Origin of the sequence: Anabaena sp. FACHB-1391 (assembly GCF_014696755.1) — a bacterium.
GTDB classification, from domain to species: Bacteria; Cyanobacteriota; Cyanobacteriia; order Cyanobacteriales; family Nostocaceae; genus Dolichospermum; species Dolichospermum planctonicum.
This window is the reverse complement of sequence record NZ_JACJQS010000031.1, coordinates 17,784-39,072: the sequence shown is the minus strand read 5'-3', so window position 1 is coordinate 39,072 and position 21,289 is coordinate 17,784. Positions and strand designations below refer to the sequence as shown.

Here is a 21,289-nt window from a genome sequence, read left to right as displayed (position 1 = left end):
AAGAGAGGACTAAAGTCCTCACTACGATTTAGGGTATTATGCCAGCAAGTTCTGTTTTAGATTTTGGATTGTCAATGCCAAGAAAAACAATTCCCATCCAAAATCCAAAATCCAAAATCCAAAATCCAAAATTGTCCTAGGCTTGACGTGAGTAGTATTCCACCACAAGTAGTTCATTAACTTGTAGTGCCACCCATTCCCGTTCAATTATACTATTGACCTTACCAGCCAATTTAGTTTTATCAAACTCTAAATGACTAGGAAGATTAGCTAAACCGGGATATTGCAGGTTAGCTTCCACTAACTTCTTAGAAGCTTCTCTGTTTCTCACAGCAACTTCCTCACCGGCACGGCATTGATAGCTGGCAATATTTACTACTCGACCATTAACAGTTACGTGACCATGATTCACCAATTGACGAGCGGCCGGGATTGTCGGAGCCATACCCATACGGAAAACGGTATTATCCAAGCGCATTTCTAACAATTGCAGTAATACCTGTCCAGTAGAACCAGCTACTCGTCTAGCTTTACGGACATAGCGCAGCATTTGTTTTTCGGTCAAACCGTAGTTCATGCGGAGTTTTTGCTTTTCCTCTAAACGGATAGCATACTCAGATCGCTTTTTACGGTTTTGACCATGTTGTCCTGGGGGATAAGCGCGTCTAGCACTCTTCCGAGTTAAGCCTGGTAATTCGCCTAAACGACGGACAATTCTGAGGCGGGGTCCTCTATATCGGGACATGAGTTTCCTTAATTTAATCCTTCTAAAATTTTATTCAGACCTACTATTATGACATAGTTCCCAATCATAATAGACATTTTATAGGTAAATTGTCTTCTATTTACAGATAATATTCACAGCAATCAATCAGTTAAATCCACCAACTTTTGGCGTATTTTTGGTGATTACACCGACCTGACTGAATGGGAGAAGATGGGGAATCAGATTCTCAGGTAGCATAACCTTGGTTAATTGGAGAATAGTTATCGAAAGAAAGCAAAAAAATTAGTAACTTTGGGAACAAATCAACAAATTATTGCTTCACTGTATTTACAGCATCATTGATAATTATAGGTGATTGTTAACCAGTAGTTTAGCGACTATGACTGTTACCGATTCCTATCGAGACGACCATCAGGTTTGTACCTACTAGCTCATTGAGTATAAGTACCACAGCTAAACCAGCATCTCAAATTTTTGCCCCAACACTTCAACCACGGGAGTGATCCTGATTATGTAGTCAGAATTTATCAGCCTACACAAATTACACCTGTGGTTGCCCTTGATTTCTGTCACCACAATATCCACAGGATTTAGCAACCTGTGTAGATAGGATTAGTAACAGTGATCAGATATCAACAAATTTAGACACTTTTGTTAAGTGTGTCCCCGGTTTACGTCGGCAAATTGATTTGTGTCCCACCTAGGCATGAGATACTTTTATTGATGCCAGTGAAGGATATAGAGTTTTGGCGGATTATCTACCAATATATTGGGTTACAATCCAAATAAGAGAATATAGGCAAGCCCATCAGTTCCCATGAATAAATAGATTTATCACTGTACTCCTGGTAAGTGTGCCACCCTACGCAAGATACAAATAGTGTCTTCTATTCATCCTTATGACCAAAAACCATTTGTAAGATCATTGGTACTCCCCCCTCCTGGTGATATTTATCCCCCCAAGAACGAATAACTTCGTCTAATTCGTCTATTGCTTGCTCGATTTGATCAGCCGGAATATCCAGTTCTTCCACAGCCCGCATCGTGTTTGGTTTCCGATCTGCCCAATATTTCATCATCCGGAAATATCGGGCTGTATCCTCTACCATCGTGTATGTGCGCTCTTGATCATCAGCAGGAGAATAAAAAGGACGAGTTAGAGCATAAAAGGGCATACCCCAAGGAGAATCAATGCGTGTTACTGTTCCTGAATACAAGAGCCGACGCTTGATATGTTCTGCTAATGCTTCACTCAAGGGCATTTGGTGACTAGGGGGTAAGTCCTCCTGCGATCGCTTATGAAGAAAGTCAATTAACTCCATAAATTCAAATGAGGTGACTAACTTAGCATCAGGAAGATTTTTCGGTAGCTTTTGCTCAATTTGTTTTTTCTCTTCGCTGGTTAGACTCGTACCAGGAACACGGGATCTTCCTGGTTGCCAAGGATATTTTTCCATCCAGACATAAGGAAGTTGAATCAGATAGCGAGGTTCTTGGGAACCTAGCATTTTTAGCAGTTTGCCCTCAGTTAAAGCTTGTCTTACTTCTTCAACAATTATTTTAACTCGCTTTGGCTCAAGGTGGTGCAAATGTCCGGTCATTCGCAGGTTTTGTCCCTGCTCTAAATAGGTCATGTAAATTGCACACTTGGCTGCTGTTGCGGCTGCATCTAAAAATGCTCCATGCCTGTGTCCACCTGTCCGCATGGCACTGAAGGCTAGATAAAGCATGATCTGATCCATAGCACTAGGTCCAAGACGCTTAATCAGATCTATGTCGTTGGTCATATTCTACAGACGGTTTAATGGCTCGGTTACAAGTATGATGTTCAAATTAAATTACTGATTATACACCCATTTTGAAAAAATGATCTCTCAACTTCAAACCTAAAAAAAATGATCTCTCAACTTCAAACCTAAAATTACTGGTTGACTCGGAAATTTTTAGGTAGTAAATGTTCAGGGAGCAAATTGGCAATTTTTTGCCTCAGACTAACTAACCCCTCCCTCTGGTATGACTCGGAAACTTTAAATATCGAGGGTTTTGGGATGCAGGGTTACAGAGGAGGACGGGTAAAGTAGAATGATTTGCATTTTTTCTATTAGAACCCAGTATAACTTTCTCTTTCTTAAATATCTATATATTTTGCAAAAAAATTTCTTCCAGTCTTTTCTTACGTATGATTTTTGATACTCGTTAATCTGGACTGAATAAGTTCTAAAGGGAGGACAGGTAATAGGTAATAGGAATTTTACCATTACCAGTAGCCACTGAGAACTGACTATTTAGAAGGTTGTGGCTGATTTGGTGTTTTTCTCCAGCTAATACAGGCCGCACCCACAGTAACTAATATAACTCCCATAATCTGTACAATATCCAGGGATTCTTGCAGCATTAAACCGGCGAAAATTACCGTAAAAATTGGGACTGTAGCCCCAATTAAAGAGGAGAGAGGAGCGCCTAGTTTACGAATGCCAAAATTATTGAATAAGTAACCGCACAAGGTTAAAACACCTAATATAAAAGCACTTAAAACCAGTTCGAGTACATTAGATGAGTTAATTACTAAACCTAAATTACTTGGTAAAGGTATGATTAAGCACGTAAAACTTAATAACAGCATGGTAGTAAAGTTAATTAGTGTCAAAGATACGGGATGTAATTTGAGTTTGGTGGCGCATATTCTAGTAACAATGACGTAAATTGCAAATACTAGCCCGGATAGAATGGCTGTAGTGCTTCCTAATGAGGTATTGTTCACCACTACCTGACCACCCAAAATTAACAATTCACCAGCGAAAATTGCCGCCATTGCACCAGTGATAAATAAATTAGGACGCTCCTGAAACAAAAACCACGACAGAAAAACACTCATAACCGGATAGATAAAGAAAAGAGCGATCGCCATGGACGTGGTTACTTCACCAATAGCCAGATAAACAAGTACCTGTGATAAAAATAACAAGAAACCGCTAATTACTGATAAAAATAAAGCCTGTTTAGTGTTGTTCTGGCTGGGAATTGCTTTCCCCCGTAAGGAAGCAAATAAATTTTCTAAGTCTTGCCAAATTGGGGGATGTAATATAGGCGACAGCAATAACATTAATGGCACAACCACTAATAAACGTAGCATTAAAATTAAGAAAATATTACCCAATGTAGGCAAGATCAACTGCTGTGTTTCCAATCCTCCCGAAGAATTAAAATTAGAACCCGTAAAGAAGATTGCCTTAATGGCCACATTGTAAAGAGACGAAACCACTGTATACAAGGAAATCAAGAAAAAACCTATCTGCAACTCTGACGAGTTGGGAGATGTTCGTTGTCTTTGTTGTCTCGGAGTTGTTTGTTGTTTGGGTGTTATTTCCCGCCTTAATTTTGGTGCAGGAGGTCGTCTGGTTGATAAATTAGCAGTTAAGACAGAACTAAGTTCAGGTGGTGTATTTCCTAGTGCTGGTGCTGTTAATACTTTAGAAGTCAAGACAGCAGTAAGTTCAGGGTTTTCATCTTCTGGTGAAGTAGTTGGTAAATCTGGATTTATCAAAGAACCGGTTTCAGGGTTTTCATCTTCTGGTGAAGTAGTTGGTAAATCTGGATTTATCAAAGAACCGGTTTCAGGGTTTTCATCTTCTGGTGAAGTAGTTGGTAAATCTGGATTTATCAAAGAACCGGTTTCAGGGTTTTCATCTTCTGGTGAAGTAGTTGGTAAATCTGGATTTATCAAAGAACCGGTTTCAGGGTTTTCATCTTCTGGTGAAGTAGTTGGTAAATCTGGATTTATCAAAGAACCGGTTTCAGGGTTTTCATCTTCTGGTGAAGTGGTTGGTAAATCTGGATTTATCAAAGAACCGGTTTCAGGGTTTTCATCTTCTGGTGAAGTGGTTGGTAAATCTGGATTTATCAAAGAACCGGTTTCAGGGTTTTTCGCTGCCGATGGAGATAATATAGCGATTGTTGCTGCTGATGTAGAATCACCCTGTGGTAATTCATGAGGAATCAAAGCAACCGGTTCAATAATGATTTTTTTTGTAGATTTTTCCCCATTACCATTTTGATGAGTTATGGTTTCGCCACGTAGACTATCAGCCAATTGTAAAACTGTTGGCGCGCCTCCCATGGCTATATTTAGAGAGTTTGTGTCTCTATTTTTTTCTAGTTCATTGCGTAGCCTGTTAACAAACTCTGCTAATATTGTTTCTCCTTGCTGCTGTTGACTATACATCCGCGCCAACTGTTGAGAAAGATCACTTTGATAGTTTTTGAGTTCTTGTGATAGTGAACTAAAGGCATTAGTGACAGTATGATCAAGACTGTCTATCATGGTACTAACATTCTGTCCGTTCTCATTAACTGCACTATCATTAAATTGAGTATTTTTAAGTGAAAGTTGGTTAGAGGGGTTATGCTCTAAGGTTTGCGTAGCTAAAGTTTTCAATGAGGATTGTAATTGGGAAGAGATGTGTTTAGCTAAAACTTCTGCTAACTGACGAATTAACACCTGCTGTTCAGTAATTTGTCGTGATTGCTGTAACTGTTCTTTTTCCTCAATTAATTTTTGAATATCTTGAGATAATCGGTTTTTTTCCGCTTCTAGCCGTTTTACATCTTCCTGTAACGTCCTCAAGAGATTTTGTTGAAGATTTTCTAAATCCTCAACTACATCCCACAGAGCATTTTCTGCGGCTCTGGATAGCTCACCTCTAATGCGTGGGTTTTCTGGTCGCTTCTCAAATCGCCCCATCAGTTTCTAGCCTCTAACACCTTGATGATTAAGTAGCTGCTCCGAATACCGAATCAACACTTATATTAAGTTTCCTTCAGAAAATAGAGGAAACTGAACAATTTCACTAGATTTATAAATTTACTTAACTTATACAAGATTAGTACCCATCTTATGATTACGGAATTATAGTTGTGAACAGGTCGGCATCTCTTAGCTAAAAGAATGTCTGATATGTGTCTATTCCTTTTAATTATAGTGATTAATGGGCAGAAATTGTGGAAAAATCTTCTCTCTTTTCCAGAGGGTGTGGCAAAATTCAAGAATTTACAGGTGGGGTCTGAAGTCGAGGAGGAAGAATTTTCCTATTTATTAACTTATTACTTATTACCTATTATCTATTATCTATTAGCGATAGTGAAGATAATAGCGCTCATGGCGGCGCTGATGGGGACTGTAATTAACCAGGCGGCGGCAATATTTTGGATAGTGGAAAGTTTGATAGCTTGAAGATTTTGTACCAGTCCAATACCGACAACTCCACCGACAAGGGCGTGGGAAGTGGAAACGGGTAAACCTAAACGGGAAGCTAGTAAAATTGTCATTGCTGTGGCCAGTTCGGCGCAAAATCCACTGCTAGGTTCTAAGGAAATAATATTTTTGCCAATGGTGGTAATAACTTTTTCTCCCCAAACTGCTAAACCTGCCACAATTCCCACAGCACCTAAAAGCAGAATCCAAAGGGGAATAGTGAGTTGATCATTAGGGACTTTACCTTGTTGATTGATGTAGTAAATTACTGCCAGGGGAGCGATCGCATTACCAACATCGTTAGAACCGTGAGCAAATGCGACAAAGCAAGCACTGATAACTTGAAATTTGGCAAATAAACCTTGAATTTGATTGTCAATTTGACTATTTGCTAATTCTCGCCAACTGATCAAAGTCAGGGCTATTGCAGCCATTCCAGTGATGAATAGGGTAATATCGTGAGGAGGAATATTCAATTTTCTCTCTGTAAGTAAAAACTGGCTGAAAGGTTGAGTAATTGTGGGGAGAACAATAACACCAAATATACTCAATAGCAATGTACTTAACCAGGGAGTCCATTCTTGTAACTGGGACAGGGGATGAAGTTGATTAAAAATCCAGTGTCGAATTAGACCATATAAACCAGCGGAGATTGCACCACTAATTATGGGTGTTAAAATCCAGCCAATGGTAATTAAACCGACAGACGACCAATCTATTGCCTCTATTCCTAATGATACCCAACTAAAGCCAGCGATCGCCCCGACAATGGCATGAGACGACGATACAGGTAAACCCCTGGATGTGGCAACTTGTAGCCATATTCCACCCGACAGGAGTACCGAGATCATGCCCATGACTAAAGTTTGTGGTGTCGTAGCAAATAAAGCTGGATCAGCAATTTTTGTTCCCAAGGTAGATGTTACCTCTTGTCCAAATAAGACAGCACCAAGAAACTCTAACACCCCAGCCATAATGATTGCCTGTGTGAGTGTAATCGCTTTAGAACCCACAGAAGTTCCCATGGCATTAGCGACATCATTTGCACCCAGATTCCAGGCCATATAGAAGGCTAAAAGGGCGACTATTACAAGTATTGCCATAAAATAAACTATGCGCCCCGGTTAACAGGTAAAGATTTTGATGAATGATTTACATTTTCCATTTTTTTGGCTGTCAAAATTCAGGCGAGTTAGTAAGCTCGACAAAATAACTTGATCTATCCATCACTTGAGGGGAATGTCTCCTTTCACGACTGATAGCTTTTAACCTTATGCACCAAGTACAACTCTCGAGTCTAGATGTTGCCTGTGGTGCTGGACAAAAACTAAAGTTAATGAGACATTCTTGTAAGAGACAAGGATTAACTATATTCCTGATTAAGAGGAATACAGGTTAAGAGGGTAAGTAATTACCGGATGTTTTGATGAAATAGTGAACAATTTTCTGTCGATATGAAGTGCTGTAACTGTCTATGTTTTTAGCAGAGAAATTGAAATACTTATAGCTTAGGTGCTGAAGAGCTATATAACTGATCAAAGATATAGTGCTTGTAACTAGCTATATCTAGTGTCAGTACAAGAGAAACTTATCGACGATAGAATCCCACAAGTGTAGTGCTGTAAATGTCTATGTCGTCTCAATACAAGAAGTGGTAGGCAGAATTAATTGTCTGATAATCCGGTAATATCATCTTGATCGTTGGCAGGTATTAATATCTAACTACCTGTTAAATAACAGAACTGACAATACTCCCAGTTATCCATCTAGACTTCTGCGACCACTACCTCGATGAGGATTGGGCGTTTGTGGGTCATTAGGACTAGGTTTAGAGTTATCAGCCAGGTTGAACTTCGTTTCACCAAAAGTGAAACTCTCGTTGGTCAAAGGTGAAGGCTGGTAATCGGACTTGAGCCTAGACAGAGTGGAAAAACGAGTCTGTACTGCTTCGCAGTTAAAAGCTAAGGAGCCAAATACCAGACTCGATACTAAAAGTGAAATGGCAGCACGCATAGTAGATGTCTATTTTAGAACTCTCTACTTCATTAATCCTTGATATTTATATGTCTATCCGGAAAATTTGCAAAAAAGTATTGTATTTTACTGAATAAAAGTTAATTTTATACTTCTTCAAGATGCTCAACAAGTAACCAATTCCCAGAGGGATTTGGCCGCCCCCAAATCTTGAGTATTTTTGCTGAGGGAAGAGTTTGTAATTGCTGGTCTATATGCGATCGCAATGCCACAAGCTGCCAATTTGTCGTCGTTAAATTGGTTTTTTCTGTGATATTGAATTGGTAGTTTTGCTCGTCCAGCCGTTTAAATTTCCCTGTAAAGCAGTTGAGGTTGAATTTATTATCGGTCTGGTCCAAAATACAAGGACAATTACCATCAGCAGGATAAGCTTCTGGGTGGTCTAAATAATAAGTTTGCCAGTGTAACCAATCAGGATGATCAGTTGATAAGTTAAACAGGGGAACAATTAAGACTGGTGCATAGTCATCCGTCAATAATGCAGCCTGCAAACTCTTCACTGGTAAATCTCTGGGCTGACATCCTAGCACAACACTCATAGCAGCTGCCATACCGGCGGCTTGACCAATTCCCATGACCACAGGTTGGAGTCTGGTGGCCCCATTAGCAATATGGGAAACGGAAATGTTCTTTTCGCAAACCAGAAAACCATCTGTATTGGCGGGGATGAGCGCGGAATAGGGGATAGTAAAGGGTGTTCCTGTCCATCTTCCACCCCAACGGATAGATTTAGGTTGCAATAAAAACTCAACACCTGGATAATGGTGATCGTTGGCATAGTTAGCGACAGCGATGGCATCATGAAATGGTGGTGCGGTTTTACTGTTAGCTAAAGGCAGAATATCTTGTTCACAAACAGTTGTTAAGCCTACTAAGCGGCGACTTTCCCGATAATAGGGATGAAGGGCAAAAGCGGAATTAGCATGAGGAAAAAGGTTTGCAGCTAATCCGTAACGCCTACCAAACTGAGTTTGAATGAAATGAGCGAAATTCTGACTGTGCCAGCAACATTCTCGCACAAATTCCTGCTTTTTCACCCCTGCATCTAGCAACCGATTGGCATTTTGGCAGTAGTCGTTGCCCGCAATAGGCCAATTAATCATAAATCGACTGCCGGGCAAGCGTCCATAGTTCAAAAATTTTTCTGGACCATAGTCATCCCAAGCTCCTGTAAACTGGGATGGATCATAGTTAGGGGCTGGAGAAATTTCTGGGGCGATATTGTTCCCAAAATCTTGCATTACTACTACCCAAGTGGGTGCTTGCACTGGATAGGTTTGGGTCAGGGAGTTAAAATTTGCGGGTGCGCTGGGTTCTCCCCATTCTGACTGTAATTCCCAACCCCAACGTAATGGTATTTCTCCTAAAGCTAATAAATCTCCTAATTCTGTGCCGTCAAGAATAATTTTGGCGTTGACGGTGAAGTCAGCAAAGCGTACACCTGTAATACAGTCCTTTGTTCGCAAAACCTCTAAAGGAACTTTTCTGGAAATCCATTGAAGATTAGGTAATTCTCGCACCCAGTCGGCAAATATTTCTGCACCTATGCGCGGATCATAACTAAAAAAGCTGACCCAACTATGATCTAATCCTCCTGGTTGCCTATGTTGCAATTCTTGTAAAAAAGCACCCCATAAACCTGTTTGAAAGGCTTGTAATTCGTTGCCGTCGGGTGCAGATACCCCCGCAGAGGTAAGCATTCCTCCTAACCAGGCAAATTCACTCACTAGGATGGTTTTTACACCTTTCCGCGCTGCTTGGATAGCGGCCACAGTTCCACCTGTGCCACCACCGACAACTAACACATCCGTTGTATAAATTTGATTCATGTTATATTCATAATATTAATTTAAAAGACATTTACCACAGATGATAAAAAACTGTGTGTTTGCTTAATCGCTAGTGCAACCCAACAAAAACTTTGATAATGTTAGGTTTGCTTAGGTTAACCCAACCTACATCTATAAAATTACAGCAATTATTCTCTTATATATTAGAAGATCCATTCAATACATGAAAAGCTGCCCAATTAGAACTTAGGCAAAATATGTCTAGAGTCTATTAACCACCACTTCCCGTCCTAGTTATGTACAGGAATAGGGAAGTTCACCGCAGATAATTTTCTACTTGTCAGGACTAGAACAGGGTAAAGCGCAATGTGCTTTACCGTTCTATAAAATCTAATTACAATTTATCTAATTACAATTTAGTCCCGCACTCAGAACAGAAATTATGATTAGCTTGGTTTTGTGTACCACAATTGCTGCAAGAAATTGATTCCACAGCGGTTTTTGGTGTTTGTTGAGGTAAACCAACCATTTGGGAGTTATTCTTACCAGGGGCTACCATGGGATAGCAGTTTTCATCTCTGGTTACATGAACATTGACAATGACAGGTCCATTGTGTGCCAGCATTTCGGCAATTTTATCTGCCAACTCTTCCCGCTTAGTAATTACCATCCCCTTGATCCCATAAGCCTGGGCTAAAAGCTCAATATCAGGCATTCCTACTTCCATGTTGGAAGACGAATAACGTTGACCATAGAAGGCTTCTTGCCATTGTCGCACCATTCCCTGCCAACCGTTATTTAAAATTAGGGTCTTGACATTAATTCCATATTGTGCTAAAGTCCCCAATTCTTGTAAACACATTTGGAAACTGGCATCACCACTAATACAGATCACTTGTTCGTCCGGGAATGCCACCTTCACACCCATGGCCGCAGGGACACCAAACCCCATTGTGCCTAAACCGGCACTAGAAATCCAGCGTCTTGGACCATTTTTGAGGAATTGGGCTGCCCACATTTGATGTTGACCGACATCTGTGGTATAAAATGCGTGCGGAGCTTGGCTACCAACTTCGACAATTACTTCTTGGGGAGAAATACTATCGGCGTGATGGGGGACAATTAAAGGGTAATCTTGTCGCCAACGGTTAATTAAGTTTAACCATTCTTGATTTTGGTTAGGTGTGGCTTTACTATTTGCGTCTTGACATCGCCGTAATAAGTCTTTTAAGACGTTTTTAACATCCCCCACAATGGGGACTTCGGGAACGCGGTTTTTACCGACTTCTGCGGGGTCAATATCAATGTGAATGACTTTGGCTAAAGAGGCAAATTCGTCTAATTTACCTGTAACTCGGTCATCAAATCTCGCACCAACGCAAATTAATAAATCACAATCTGTAACAGCAAAATTTGCGTAGGCCGTGCCGTGCATTCCCAACATTCCTAAGGAGAGGGGATGATGTTCATCAAATGCACCGATACCCATTAAGGTAGTGGTGACGGGGATATTAAATAATTCTGCCAGTTCTTTAACTTCTTCGTGGGCATTGGCAGCGATCGCTCCTCCTCCAACATACAACAAAGGGCGACGACTTTCTCGAATTAATTGAATGGCGGCATTAATTTGGCGGGGATTTCCCTTGACTGTGGGACGATAACCCGGTAATTTAATCGAACCTGGTGCTACAGGAACATAATCAAATTCTTCTAACGCTACATCTTTTGGCACATCAATTAAAACAGGTCCCGGTCTACCTGTGCTGGCAATGTGGAAAGCTTCAGCTACAATCCGCGCCATATCTTTAGCATCGCGGACTACGTAAGAATGCTTAACAATGGGTAAAGTAATCCCATAAATATCTGTTTCCTGAAAAGCATCTGTACCAATTGCGGCTCGTGGTACTTGTCCTGTGACTACAATCATGGGTATAGAATCCATGTAAGCTGTAGCGATACCTGTCACTAAGTTGGTTGCCCCTGGTCCAGAAGTACCAAAACATACTCCTACCTTACCAGTAGCACGGGCGTAACCATCAGCCGCGTGGGATGCTCCTTGTTCGTGTCTGACCAAGATGTGCTTAATAGTACCCGCTGCTTCTATTTTATAGAGGTCATCATAAATAGGTAGAATTGCGCCACCGGGATAACCAAAAATATGCTCAACACCATGACGAATAAGACTATCTATGAGCGCGAAACCTCCAGAAGTCCGTTGGGGGTAAACTGGGGAATTTGGGGAGACAGGAGACTGGTTGTGATTTTCAGATTTTGGGGGGCTGATTGAAGAAGACGAAAGCACGGTTTAGGCCTCAAGGTATAACTAAAATTAACGCTTAGATTTTGTATTTAAGACTTGATTTTAATTTAAAAATTCTCACAGATCATAAATTGAGATGCGATGAGAATAGATTAAGATTGTACAACTTTAGATTACATCTTGCAATACTTTGCGAGTATTTTGCCAGGACCAGATACCGATAGCTCCCACAACTACACTCATTCCCAATAATACAACAGATAAACCAAAGGCATTAACTAACTTGGTTGTAATTAATAGAGGTGCGGTCAGGGCGATATTAATGGCATGATTTTGAAAGCCAAAGACCTTACCGTGCATTTCTGGTGGTGTTTGTTGTTGAATTAAGGTTTGCATTGGCACGTTAACAAAAGCAGCACCTACACCTAAGAAAATACACAGTCCTAATGCTAAGGGTTGGTTGTCAATAAAAATGAATAAGCCTAAAGAGAATGCCATAATTATAAACCCAATTAAAGGCAAGGGTTTATGATGTAAACGATGGCCGAAATGCCCTAAAATAGCCGCACCTATAACCATACCCACCCCAGCGGCAGCCACAAAAGAGCTAAATTCTTCCGGTGCTAAATGTAACCTGGCTGCCATGCCAATGGCTAATTCTATCAGGGCGGCAAATACGCAGTATAAGGTGACAATTTGCAGCATAGCATTCCATACCAGCCGATTTTGTTTGAGATAGCGTAGTCCTAACATAAATTCAGCCCAGGGATTAATTGGGGCTGTTTCCTGGTTAGGTCTGTGTTCTCGAAAATGAATGGGCATCATGATCAGGGCAGAAAGCAGGTATAAGCAGCCAACTACCAATTCTTTACCAAAACCCTTGTTAAAACTTTCAAACCAATTTAACATAGGAGTGGCCACGGCATTGCCAATAATTAACGCAGCCATCATTGTGCTGCTGAATAGGGCATTGGCAGCCATTAAACCTTCTTTTTTGACCAAAAGCGGAATAGCAGCCTGTTCTGCGGGGGCAAAAAACTGGGTAACGGTGGAGATAGAAAAGGTGAAGAATAGGAGAATGGCAAATTCTCGCGGTAGGAAGGGAATTAAGAGCATTAACACCCCACGCACCGCATCTGAAGCGACCATAATCAGTTTTTTTGGTACACGGTCAACGATAATACCACCAGCAGAACCAAACAACATGGCAGGGACGGTAAATGCCATATACAAATAAAAACGTCCGTCTTCTCCTCCACCATTAACGGGCAAATAGAGTTTGAGTAAGGCAATCATTAATACAAAGAATACCTTATCTGCCAATTGGGAAATCAGTTGCCCAATCCACAGGAGCATAAAGCCCCTATTTTTTACCAGTGCGGCAAATCCGTGATTAATAGTAGTAGATTTAGTGGGCAGCATTAGATACTTAAATTTGGAGAACAATTGATGTAATTACGCATAACATAATCAAGGCTATGGGCAAAAAAAAGGGATATGTCCAGATGAATTACTCTTGATTAACAATAAGCTCTTCGGTCGCATTTTTCGTAATTCCTCAAATAATCACTATTTATTGTGATACTGTTGTAATATGAAATTGAGAAATTCAGAGGCGGTAAGGTAGTTTTTGGGTGGAGAGAACCCAGCGGGGGGGTTTACCCATTTCCCTGGGACTGTTTGGGGGGAGTGCCACATTGATAGATGGTCAACTGCTGGATCTGCGTAAAAGTTATTTTCTCTTATACCGAGATAAGCTGAAGTCCAATGGGTGTAATGATCATGACTTAAACGATGAATGGGAAAGTTGCCCCCTAGAGGGACTCCCCAACCGTCAATGGCAATAAAAGCCTGAACGTGACCTCCCAAAAGTTGCCACCCTGTAGCGGCACCTATACCCCCAATTACACCAGCACTAAAGCATAAGAATATAAGAGGAGATTCTAGTTTATCACGGAGGCGATCGCGCAAAAAATGTAAAATATGAAATGTTGATAAAGTTAAATAACCTTCTCCCGGAAAAATTAGTATATCTGTGGGCTTTCCCATATCCAAACTTTCTTGGTCTTTATTTAAGCACTCTTGGATAAAACTTTTAGTTAATTCTGGTGCATGAATTCCCGGACAAATAATAATGGTCATTGGTTTTTTATTTTCGGATCTGTCAGAATTTTATACTAAATTAAAATAAAAATTTACTGTGTAAAAAATTGGCGTGATTCGTGAATAATTAGTTTTATAATAAATACAAAAATTTTCCTATCTTAATTAAATTATGCAAACCGACTATTTACTAAATCTACCTCCCATGGGTTGCGGAACTTGGGCTTGGGGAAATCAATTACTTTGGGGATATAATCAGAGCATGGATAACCAGTTGCAAGAGGTATTTAATCTCTGTGTTAGCAGTGGTGTCACATTATTTGATACAGGTGATTCCTACGGTACTGGCAAATTAAAAGGACGCAGTGAGTTACTTTTAGGCAGATTTTCCCAAGCATATCCAGGAATAAATAAAGAGAATATTTGCATTGCGACTAAGTTGGCTGCATACCCTTGGAGGTGGACTAGAAACTCGATTATATCAGCTTGTCATAGCTCGGCAAAAAGATTAGGTAAAAATGTTGATTTGGTGCAAATGCACTGGTCTACAGCTAATTATGCACCTTGGCAAGAAGTGGGTTTATTAGATGGTTTAGCAGATTTATATGAGCAAGGTTTAGTTAAAGGTGTGGGTTTGTCTAATTATGGCACAAAAAGACTTAAATGGGTGCATAAAAGATTTCAGGAAAGAGGAATACCTATTAAAACTTTGCAGGTACAATATTCACTTTTATCTACTTATCCAGTCACGGAATTAGGTTTAAAGGAAGTTTGTGATGATTTGGGAATTAGATTAATTGCTTATAGTCCTTTAGGGTTGGGTTTATTAACAGGTAAGTTTTCAGAAAATGGGAGTTTTCCTAAAGGTATTCGGGGATTTTTATGCAAGCAGTTATTACCAGGAATGAAACCGCTTTTGGGCTGTTTGCAAGAAATAGCAAATATGAGAGATAAAACTATGTCTCAAGTGGCTATTAATTGGTGTATTAGTAAAGGCACAATTCCTATTCCTGGGGCTAAAAATGTGGAACAAGCAAAAGAGAATATCGGGGCTTTAGGTTGGTTTTTGACTGATAGTGAGGTGATAGAATTAGATGCTGCTGCTAATAGGGTGGAGAAGAAAATGGTGCAGAATATTTTTCAAACTAAGTAATAAGTAATATTCAACCCCATAATACATAACAAAAGAATCATGCTAAAAACTTCTACTTTTATATTCCGTCTTTCCCAAGGACATTTGAATTTACTCACAGTTTGTCCTCGCAAATTCCAATATAGCTATTTAGAACAACTTAACACACCCATAGACCCTCAAAAGGAAGAATATCAAATTTTGGGTAGTCGTTTCCACTTACTTATGCAGCAGCGAGAAATGGGTTTATCCATTGATAATTTGTTAAACGCAAATCCTCAATTACAAAATTGGATGACTGATTTTACGAAAATTGCCCCGGAAATATTTACAACTAATATTAATAATCATCATAATCAAACTTTTCGAGAAAGTGAACATTATCGAACTTTGCAAATTGGAGACTACCTACTCACAGTTATTTATGATTTATTAATTACTGATCAAAATCAAGCCCAAATTCTCGACTGGAAAACCTATCCCCAACCACCAAAACCAGAAATATTAGCCCAAAATTGGCAAACAAAACTGTATATGTATATATTAGCAGAAACTAGCAACTATTTATTAGAAAATATTTCCATGACTTACTGGTTTGTACAATCAAAAAGGCAAACTAAAAATATCAAATTCACTTATAATGCACAACAACATCGAAAAACAGCACAGGAATTGAATCAATTATTAAACAACCTGACAAAATGGGTCAAAGATTATGAAGATAATACACCATTACCGCTTCAAGAATCTGATCAAATCTGTGAATCTTGTCAATTTGCTGTGCGTTGTCACCGTCAAAAAAACAAGGAAATAACTATGAATATTAACCAGCATTTTCCTAACTTAGAAAATATTGCAGAAGTATCACTTTAAACTTAATTTAATACTTAATTTAATACTTAATTCTTATTTGCATCTTAGCACCAAAATGGAATGGATTTTAAAAACAACGGAAAAACCCCCTGGTTGGTTTATTGAATTGGTGAAACGCTCCGCACCGGGAATAAATGGTAATTTTGCTGCTCAATTATTTTGGCAACGGGATATTAAATCTGAGGAAAAATTGGCGGCTTTTATTGATTATCAAGGTTATCAAAGTGCTGATTTTCGGGAATTTGGACAGGAAATAAATTTGGCTGTGCAACGGTTAATAACTGCGGGAAAAAAAGGAGAAAAAATTGCTATTTGGGGAGATTTTGATGCGGACGGAATTACTTCCACTGCGGTATTATGGGATGGTTTGGGTGAATTTTTTCTACAACATCGTCAATTAAGTTATTATATTCCCAATCGTTTCACAGAATCTCATGGTTTAAATAAGTCGGGAATTGATATTTTAGCCAAGGCAGGTTGTAAGTTAATTGTTACTTGTGATACGGGAAGTACGAATATTTCAGAAGTTATTTATGCCCAAAGTTTAGGGATAGATGTTATTATTACAGACCATCATACATTACCTTCAGAACGTCCTCCAGTAGTCGCAATTATCAATCCTCGTTATTTACCACAGGAACATCCTTTGTTTCATCTTTCTGGTGTCGCGGTTGCTTATAAATTGGTGGAGGCTTTATATGCAAGTTTACCAGATATTGCCGAAAATCCCTTAACTGATTTATTAGATTTAGTAGCAATAGGATTAATTGCAGATTTGGTGCAATTAAGTGGAGATTGTCGTTATTTAGCACAATTGGGAATTAAACAATTACACACAGATTATCAAAAATTACCAACGGACAGAAGAAGGCCAGGAGTGGGTAAATTACTAGAATTATGCCAGAAAAATGGCGATCGCCCTACAGATATTTCCTTTGGTTTGGGACCGCGAATTAATGCTATTAGTCGCATTCATGGTGACGCTAGTTTTTGTGTGGAATTATTGACGAGTAAAGACATTGAACGTTGTCAAAAACTTGCAGAAGAAACGGAATTAGCTAATTCCCGTCGCAAGTCTTTACAAAAAGATGTCCAAGCACAAGTTACTAAAAAACTCGCACAATTAGACTTATCAACTACTAGTGTTATTGTTTTAGAAGATTCTCAATGGTCTGCTGGAGTTTTAGGTCTGGTGGCTGGCCAAATAGCCCAGGAAACAGGTCGTCCGACAATTTTGTTAAGCACAGAAGGAAAGGAAAGCGAGGCAGATTCTAGCCAATTTATAGCGCGAGGTTCGGCACGTTCTGTGAATAACATTGATTTATATCAATTAGTTCAAGAACAAGCCCATTTATTACATCGTTTTGGTGGACATCCTTTCGCAGCAGGTTTGAGTTTATTAGTAGAAAATATCCCTTTATTTACGGCCGCAATTAATCAGAAATTACGGCAATCTTTAGGAGGAATTAATCTGACTGTAACGGTAGAAGCTGATTTAGTAGTGACAGTTGCAGATTTAGGTAAAGATTTATTTTTAGAACTAAAACTTTTAGAACCTTGTGGTATGGGAAATCCTATTCCCAAATTATTAATTAAAAATTGTTGGTTTGAAAATTCTTGGCATAAAAATCAACAGGATTTGCAAGGCAAGAAAGTACAATATATTAAAACAGATTTTAGTATTCGAGATGATTCTACTAATAATGCTTTTCCAGGTATTTGGTGGGGACATTATAAAGAAGAATTACCTATTGGTAGATGTGATTGTATTGCAGAAATTGATTTTAATAGTTTTAAAAAACGCTATGAAATTAGATTAATTGCGGTTCGTTCTCATGTTGAATATGAAATAAAAAATCATAATTTTCCTGCAATTGTAGACGCGAGAAATCTGGAAAATTTACAGGAAATGACAGATAAAAAATCATTATTAATTATGAAAGATTGTCCTACTAATTGGGAGGATTTACGGTTATGGTTCAAAAAATCTCTTGATCATCAACAACAATTAGTTATTGCTTGGAGAAAAACCCATAATCAAGAACCCAGAGATATTTGGTTAAATTTGGTAGGTATTGCTAAATATCTGAGTCGCACAAATAAATCTGTTAGTTGTATGCAAATCTTAGCCAGACTGGGTATTAGTAAACAAAGCCTATATTTAGGATTTCAAGCTTTAAAATATTTAGGGTTTATTGTCAAAATTAAAGATGATTATTTACAAATAATCTGGGATTCTATATATGATCAAAAACCTACTGATCATCTGATTAACCAATTTTTAGCAGCAGTCAAAGAAGAACAATTTCAACGGGATTATTTTTTTCATGTTCCTTTATCTATTATTGTTGCCATGATCATTGATTTTTCCCCAGTCTCAAAAAAAGGGGTGAATTAATGACGATTTCCCAGCACCCCAATCTCCGTGTCAGGAGTGGGGTTTGCAGTTATACAAGTAACAAGTATCAAATGAACATTATATTATGTATTGAGACCAAAATCTCAGCCGTGACCTGTGATTTTGGTATAAATTAGTTAAAATGGGTATGAAAATAAATTACTCATGTTCAAACTGAGAAATCAGAGAAATAGGAAAATAAATAATTGTCGTCTTCTACTTATTCGCAAAAATAGATGATTTATCTGTAGATTTAGGAGTTATCATTTTTAGCAAAGATAAATTAAAAAACTTTTATAAACCCAAATTAATGTGGTGTATTCTCCAAAAGTTTGTATTTCCCAACCTAGCTGTCCTATTCATTTAGTTGGCAAAACAGGACAAGCTGTAGAGATTTCGATTCATACTCCCAGTCCATATATCTGTGCCAACTGTGAACAGATATTACCAGACTGGAAACAACAACAGTTTTTGTGGGTGGTGCTTGTCTTGCAACAATCACGATATCCTCTGGAGGAAATGACCGCAGAAACGGAGAAAGAAAAAGAAAAACTGCGGGAAAAATTTATGCGGTTTGGTTGCGATGTAGCATTTAATTTGCGCGATCGCGGATATTTAACGGACTTGATAGATCCCCGCACAGGTTATCCATTACTATCTCATTCCGGTTTATTTCCCCATGATGATACAGCAGCAGCACAAGCCTTACTAAAATATCCCGCAATTGAAAATAAATGCCATGTCCTTGTACATCCTCATTGGGGAACTGCTGTTTATCCTAGTGTTATGCTTTCGGAAGCTCCCCCAGATATGATTGAGTTAGTAACTAAAGCTGTAGCACCAATGCACGGGTGGACAGAAAATTAAAAATGAGACTTGTGTATTTATCCTCCTAATTGCTGCTGCTGCTAAATTTGCGAAAATAAATGTGTAGGCTAGAATTACTAAGCTTTTAGCATGGCCTGGTTAATTCCAAACCGTTAGTTCATTTAGCAATAAGTCAGAGGAAGGGAGTATGGATAGTAACAATTGGTTGGAACAGCTAATGATGTTGGGTATTGGCACAACTTCTTTAGTTGCAGATAAACTTAAGCAAGTTAGTGATGAACTGGTAAAGGATGGTAAACTCAATCCTGATCAAGCTAAGGCCGTCATGGATGATCTTGTTCATCAGTTAAAGTCCGAACAAGGCGGTTGGGATGAGCAAATGCAACGACAAGTGCGAAATGTGATGCAGGATTTGGGAGTTGCGCGTCAGTCAGAAGTGGACGAACTACGGGGTAGAATTGACAGGTTAGAGCGTCAAGTTCGGGACTTGGAAAATAAACTGTGGCGCTAAAATGTCCTTTGTGATTTACACTAATTTGTGTTCTGTCGGTAATCTGATTACCAGTAATTAAAACAGAGAGGGCTGATTTTGAAAGGAATTTTCCTCAGCGTGGTGTTCATGCTGGTATGTGTTGGCGTTTTAGTATTTACTCAAATTAGCGGTCAAAAAAATGCTGCAATCGGTAATGCATCGCCTTCAACACAACCAACCACCACTATCATTCAAGAAAACAATACTCCAGGAGCGAAAAATACTATGTCCCCAGCCAATGCTGTTACTACCCCTTCTGGGCTAAAATATGTTGAACTAGAAGAGGGAACTGGTGCAACTCCCCAACCAGGACAAACCGTTGTAGTTCACTATACTGGCACTTTAGAAGATGGGACTAAATTTGATAGCTCACGCGATCGCAATCAACCCTTTAGCTTTAAAATCGGTATAGGACAGGTAATTAAAGGTTGGGACGAAGGACTAAGCACCATGAAAGTAGGTGGCCGTCGTCAATTAATCATCCCTTCAGAATTAGGTTATGGTGCGCGAGGTGCTGGTAACGTAATTCCCCCCCACTCTACTTTACTTTTTGATGTGGAATTGTTAGCTATTAAATAAGTAAGTAGAGATAGTTAAATATAACATTGGCGGGCAGAATCTACAATAGATTATCACCTTTGCAAAGTGGGATTCAGTCCCGTCAATGTCCTAAAAAAAACTCAGATTACTCGATGATGAATACTTCTGATTTTGGCAAATCTTCTACCTTTAGCTTTGATTTTCTCCCACCTCACCCCAGTCAAGATACTGATTTACTCCAACAGCTATATTTTGTCCCTGGGTTGAAGGAAATCCTGCTTTTACGTCAAGTTCACGCTTTAGAACACGCTACTGTTTGGGTATTAGGAGAAACTAAAAACTCCTATTCTCGATTAGGAATAACTACTAATGTACAATTAGATGATCAATTATTAGGTGGCTTGTCTACCGAACAGGGATTTTTTCTCTATGGTGATGTGAATATTAGTGATTTACGACGCGCAGTAACATTAGCTCAACATCGTCTTATCAGTGGAGAATGGGATTTAGCTGTACATCCCCGCTGCGGCACAAATCTATCTGTAACTATGCTTTTAAATTTAGTCTTGGCGGCATCTGTACCTTTTCTACTACCATTTCGACCAATTGAACAGCTTATTGGTTTAGGTTTAGCAGCAACAGCAGCAACGGAACTTGCACCAGATATGGGAATGCTTACTCAGCGTTATATTACAACTTCTATTCCTTTTAATTTAGCTGTTGAAAATATCACTATTGCTCGTGATTTTTGGGGGAAGGAAGGTCATTTTGTTAAGGTATCTTGGGAGGAATAGGAGTTAAGAGTTAGGAGTTAGGAGTTA

At 39.1% G+C, this 21,289-nt stretch carries 15 protein-coding genes; 7 read left to right on the top strand and 8 right to left on the bottom strand.

Features of this window, described 5'->3' with window-relative positions; all coding sequences use genetic code 11:
- Positions 1-136: 136 nt before the first annotated feature.
- The 8 genes from rpsD to H6F62_RS14830 all read right to left on the bottom strand — a co-directional run bounded on the left by rpsD (position 137) and on the right by H6F62_RS14830 (position 14,204).
- Positions 137-745, bottom strand: a complete 609-nt coding sequence (rpsD, locus tag H6F62_RS14865; protein ID WP_028082312.1) for a 30S ribosomal protein S4 — start codon at positions 743-745, stop codon at positions 137-139.
- 869 nt (positions 746-1,614) lie between these two features.
- The gene (hetR, locus tag H6F62_RS14860) at positions 1,615-2,514 is read right to left on the bottom strand and encodes a heterocyst differentiation master regulator HetR (RefSeq protein ID WP_137909027.1); all 900 of its coding nucleotides are present in this window, start codon (positions 2,512-2,514) and stop codon (positions 1,615-1,617) included.
- Between the two features lie 494 nt (positions 2,515-3,008).
- Complete coding sequence (locus H6F62_RS14855) at positions 3,009-5,468, bottom strand: EamA family transporter (RefSeq protein ID WP_190372362.1); 2,460 nt, start codon at positions 5,466-5,468, stop codon at positions 3,009-3,011.
- A gap of 380 nt (positions 5,469-5,848) precedes the next feature.
- Positions 5,849-7,081: an inorganic phosphate transporter gene (locus tag H6F62_RS14850; protein WP_190372361.1), complete on the bottom strand. Its 1,233-nt coding sequence runs from the start codon at positions 7,079-7,081 to the stop codon at positions 5,849-5,851.
- 1,017 nt (positions 7,082-8,098) lie between these two features.
- Positions 8,099-9,841: an FAD-dependent oxidoreductase gene (locus H6F62_RS14845; protein ID WP_137909023.1), complete on the bottom strand. Its 1,743-nt coding sequence runs from the start codon at positions 9,839-9,841 to the stop codon at positions 8,099-8,101.
- A 370-nt stretch (positions 9,842-10,211) separates the two neighbouring features.
- Positions 10,212-12,104: a biosynthetic-type acetolactate synthase large subunit gene (gene ilvB / locus H6F62_RS14840; RefSeq protein WP_190372360.1), complete on the bottom strand. Its 1,893-nt coding sequence runs from the start codon at positions 12,102-12,104 to the stop codon at positions 10,212-10,214.
- A 126-nt stretch (positions 12,105-12,230) separates the two neighbouring features.
- Positions 12,231-13,484: an MFS transporter gene (locus H6F62_RS14835; RefSeq protein WP_137909021.1), complete on the bottom strand. Its 1,254-nt coding sequence runs from the start codon at positions 13,482-13,484 to the stop codon at positions 12,231-12,233.
- A 147-nt stretch (positions 13,485-13,631) separates the two neighbouring features.
- Positions 13,632-14,204 carry a hypothetical protein gene (locus H6F62_RS14830; protein ID WP_137909020.1) on the bottom strand — a complete coding sequence of 191 codons (573 nt, stop codon included), beginning with the start codon at positions 14,202-14,204 and terminating at the stop codon, positions 13,632-13,634.
- 133 nt (positions 14,205-14,337) lie between these two features.
- On the opposite strand from H6F62_RS14830, the gene H6F62_RS14825 reads away from it, so the two are divergent.
- From H6F62_RS14825 to H6F62_RS14795, 7 genes are all read left to right on the top strand, one after another.
- A complete protein-coding gene (locus H6F62_RS14825; protein ID WP_137909019.1) occupies positions 14,338-15,318 on the top strand; it encodes an aldo/keto reductase in 981 nt (326 codons plus the stop codon).
- A gap of 39 nt (positions 15,319-15,357) precedes the next feature.
- The gene (locus tag H6F62_RS14820) at positions 15,358-16,170 is read left to right on the top strand and encodes a PD-(D/E)XK nuclease family protein (protein ID WP_190372359.1); all 813 of its coding nucleotides are present in this window, start codon (positions 15,358-15,360) and stop codon (positions 16,168-16,170) included.
- A gap of 55 nt (positions 16,171-16,225) precedes the next feature.
- Positions 16,226-18,568: a single-stranded-DNA-specific exonuclease RecJ gene (gene recJ, locus H6F62_RS14815; RefSeq protein WP_137909017.1), complete on the top strand. Its 2,343-nt coding sequence runs from the start codon at positions 16,226-16,228 to the stop codon at positions 18,566-18,568.
- A gap of 312 nt (positions 18,569-18,880) precedes the next feature.
- Positions 18,881-19,435, top strand: coding sequence for a methylmalonic aciduria and homocystinuria type D protein (locus H6F62_RS14810; RefSeq protein WP_137909652.1), 555 nt, complete (start codon positions 18,881-18,883; stop codon positions 19,433-19,435).
- 148 nt (positions 19,436-19,583) lie between these two features.
- Complete coding sequence (locus tag H6F62_RS14805; RefSeq protein ID WP_137909651.1) at positions 19,584-19,907, top strand: phasin family protein; 324 nt, start codon at positions 19,584-19,586, stop codon at positions 19,905-19,907.
- 108 nt (positions 19,908-20,015) lie between these two features.
- Positions 20,016-20,507, top strand: a complete 492-nt coding sequence (locus tag H6F62_RS14800) for an FKBP-type peptidyl-prolyl cis-trans isomerase (RefSeq protein ID WP_190372358.1) — start codon at positions 20,016-20,018, stop codon at positions 20,505-20,507.
- A 116-nt stretch (positions 20,508-20,623) separates the two neighbouring features.
- A complete protein-coding gene (locus H6F62_RS14795) occupies positions 20,624-21,262 on the top strand; it encodes a DUF6391 domain-containing protein (protein ID WP_137909654.1) in 639 nt (212 codons plus the stop codon).
- Positions 21,263-21,289: the final 27 nt, after the last annotated feature.

What these genes read in the sequence shown, in the direction of transcription:
- rpsD (WP_028082312.1), bottom strand. Translation starts at nt 745, where the DNA reads ATGTCCCGATATAGAGGACCCCGCCTCAGAATTGTCCGTCGTTTAGGC.
- hetR (WP_137909027.1), bottom strand. Translation starts at nt 2,514, where the DNA reads ATGACCAACGACATAGATCTGATTAAGCGTCTTGGACCTAGTGCTATG.
- H6F62_RS14855 (WP_190372362.1), bottom strand. Translation starts at nt 5,468, where the DNA reads ATGGGGCGATTTGAGAAGCGACCAGAAAACCCACGCATTAGAGGTGAG.
- H6F62_RS14850 (WP_190372361.1), bottom strand. Translation starts at nt 7,081, where the DNA reads ATGGCAATACTTGTAATAGTCGCCCTTTTAGCCTTCTATATGGCCTGG.
- H6F62_RS14845 (WP_137909023.1), bottom strand. Translation starts at nt 9,841, where the DNA reads ATGAATCAAATTTATACAACGGATGTGTTAGTTGTCGGTGGTGGCACA.
- H6F62_RS14835 (WP_137909021.1), bottom strand. Translation starts at nt 13,484, where the DNA reads ATGCTGCCCACTAAATCTACTACTATTAATCACGGATTTGCCGCACTG.
- H6F62_RS14830 (WP_137909020.1), bottom strand. Translation starts at nt 14,204, where the DNA reads ATGACCATTATTATTTGTCCGGGAATTCATGCACCAGAATTAACTAAA.
- H6F62_RS14825 (WP_137909019.1), top strand. Translation starts at nt 14,338, where the DNA reads ATGCAAACCGACTATTTACTAAATCTACCTCCCATGGGTTGCGGAACT.
- H6F62_RS14820 (WP_190372359.1), top strand. Translation starts at nt 15,358, where the DNA reads ATGCTAAAAACTTCTACTTTTATATTCCGTCTTTCCCAAGGACATTTG.
- recJ (WP_137909017.1), top strand. Translation starts at nt 16,226, where the DNA reads ATGGAATGGATTTTAAAAACAACGGAAAAACCCCCTGGTTGGTTTATT.
- H6F62_RS14805 (WP_137909651.1), top strand. Translation starts at nt 19,584, where the DNA reads ATGGATAGTAACAATTGGTTGGAACAGCTAATGATGTTGGGTATTGGC.
- H6F62_RS14800 (WP_190372358.1), top strand. Translation starts at nt 20,016, where the DNA reads ATGCTGGTATGTGTTGGCGTTTTAGTATTTACTCAAATTAGCGGTCAA.
- H6F62_RS14795 (WP_137909654.1), top strand. Translation starts at nt 20,624, where the DNA reads ATGAATACTTCTGATTTTGGCAAATCTTCTACCTTTAGCTTTGATTTT.